Annotated in this window: 2 protein-coding genes; both read right to left on the bottom strand. The window is 47.3% G+C overall.

What is annotated here, in order from left to right; all coding sequences use genetic code 11:
- The coding region (locus ACRC27_RS01630; RefSeq protein ID WP_438639018.1) for a galactokinase family protein at positions 1 to 120 on the bottom strand (120 nt) is incomplete at its 3' end.
- A 106-nt stretch (positions 121 to 226) separates the two neighbouring features.
- Complete coding sequence (locus ACRC27_RS01625; RefSeq protein WP_438639016.1) at positions 227 to 1,282, bottom strand: UDP-glucose--hexose-1-phosphate uridylyltransferase; 1,056 nt, start codon at positions 1,280 to 1,282, stop codon at positions 227 to 229.
- Positions 1,283 to 1,420 lie beyond the last annotated feature (138 nt).

The following is a 1,420-nucleotide window of genomic DNA, read 5'->3' as shown; positions in this document are numbered from 1 at the left end:
ATTGTAATCAGTATGTTCACCAATGATATTCACTCGCCCTGGTGCTTGAATACCATGGGTTGGTGCATAACCAAACACTTGCTCAAATGCTGTTTTTACACGTTCAATTAATTCAGACATATCCTCTCTCTCATCAACATCACTCTATAAACACGGCCAAAATAGCCCGTCATGCATATGCGTGATCCGGTACCTCACGGCATCAGGGTATTGGTTGCGAGTATCACTATGGTTGTTCTTTATAGTGAATATCACTGACATCACGCAGCCGCTGGGCTGCCTGCTCAGGAGTCAGATCACGCTGCGTTTCAGCCAGCATTTCGTAGCCAACCATAAATTTACGCACAGTCGCACTGCGCAATAGTGGCGGATAGAACAGTGCATGAAGTTGCCAGTGGTTTATCGGTCTGTCATCGGTGAAGAAAGGGGCATAATGCCAACCCATTGAGTACGGGAAGCTGCAATGAAACAGATTATCGTACCGACTGGTCAGTTTTTTAATGGCCAAAGCCAGATCATCACGCTGTGCGTTGCTCAGTTCACTCATACGGTAAATAGCCGTTTTGGGCAGCAGCAGCGTTTCAAACGGCCAAGCCGCCCAGTAGGGCACAACCGCAATCCAGTACTCGGTTTCAACTACCAATCGTGATCGGTCTTTTAACTCGGCAGCAGCATAATCCACCAGCAAATTACGTCCATGCGTTTGGTAATAGGCCTGTAACTGCTGATCTTTACGTGCAATCTCATTGGGTAAAAAGCTATTGGCCCAAACCTGACCGTGCGGATGAGGTTGTGAGCAGCCCATGGTCTCGCCTTTGTTTTCAAAAGCCTGTACCCAAAGATAGGTTTTACCTAGCTCTTTAATCTGGGAATCCCACGTATCAATAACACCACGGATTTTTTCAACAGGAAGTTCGGGCAGGGTTTTACTGTGATCGGGTGAAAAGCAGATCACTCGGCTTAACCCGCGTACGCCCTCTGCTTGAAACAGTGGATCATCTGATGCAGGCACGGCGGGTGAGTCAACTTTCAGCGCCGCAAAATCATTATCAAACACATATGTGCCCTGATAATCAGGGTTCAGATCACCAGAGATACGACGATTAGTCGGGCAAAGAAAACAGTGTTGATCATAGTTAGGCTGTATATCGGTTGTAGGGGTTTCATCTTGCCCGCTCCAAGGGCGTTTAGCACGGTGCGGTGAAACTAATACCCATTGTCCGGTCAGTGGGTTATAACGGCGATGCGGGTGATCACTAGGGTTAAATTGTATGTTCGACATTAGAAATACTCGTTTAATCAACAAAAATGTGCTGGCCTTGCGAGGTGTTCGACTGCCTAAGTCCGGTATCGGTGACCTTAATTGAGTCCGCAGTTTCGCGTGACATGTTCATTCACAGTGCCAATATCACCATAAGCC

The sequence above is a fragment of the Plesiomonas sp. genome, from assembly GCF_051650925.1.
In the GTDB taxonomy this organism is placed as follows: Bacteria; Pseudomonadota; Gammaproteobacteria; order Enterobacterales; family CAMTGL01; genus Plesiomonas.
Note: the sequence above shows the minus strand (reverse complement) of the source record. Positions and strands in the feature narration are given on the sequence as shown.

Coding starts and splice junctions, on each gene's coding strand:
- ACRC27_RS01625 (WP_438639016.1), bottom strand. CDS start 1,282: ATGTCGAACATACAATTTAACCCTAGTGATCACCCGCATCGCCGTTAT.